Genomic DNA, 580 nt, shown 5'->3' with positions numbered 1-580 from the left:
CCCCCCACCCGCGTCGTGCGAACAAAACATTCGACACCACACATCCTTCCAGTGATGAATGCACGGGACAGCATTCGAACGTCTTAGTCCAAAGACGGAGAAGTCATTCAAACGTAAAACAATCACCACTGGAAAAACGCAAGGCCACAAACATTTTCCCCGCACGCCCAGGAACGGAGAGTGGAATGTCTTCGCGAAACCGAAAAAGCACAGGGCCCCAAACCGAAACCGAAAAAGCGACCGACACCAACCCGAAAGCACATCCGCTGGTAGGAAACCCACCTCCTCTTTCCCCTGTACAAACGACGCCCAACAATCATCCAGTGAATAAGGAAAGCGACAGCAATCGGACGCCGGAGCGGAGAAGTCACCTGCCAAAAGTCCACACTGGACAAACCGAGGGCCACCGGAGCATTGAAGAACTCGCAGGGGAAAAAGGAGGATGCAAGGTCTCTCTTACCAAAACGCAACCGACACCGACGAAAAATCCCACACGCACCACTCCCCCCACCCGCGTCGTGCAAACAAAACATCCGACACCACACATCCTTCCAGTGATGAATGCACGGGACAGCATTCG

General features: G+C 53.8%; 1 protein-coding gene. It reads left to right on the top strand.

The features are described 5' to 3' along the window. Nucleotides 1-185: 185 nt before the first annotated feature. Nucleotides 186-580, top strand: a 395-nt coding sequence (locus tag NUW87_RS11525; RefSeq protein WP_269028668.1) for a hypothetical protein, incomplete at its 3' end; no start/stop codon positions are given.

It is taken from the genome of Corynebacterium pilbarense (assembly GCF_026930265.1).
GTDB lineage: Bacteria > Actinomycetota > Actinomycetes > Mycobacteriales > Mycobacteriaceae > Corynebacterium > Corynebacterium pilbarense.
The sequence above is the reverse complement of the archived record's forward strand: the minus strand, read 5'-3'. Positions and strand labels throughout refer to the sequence as shown.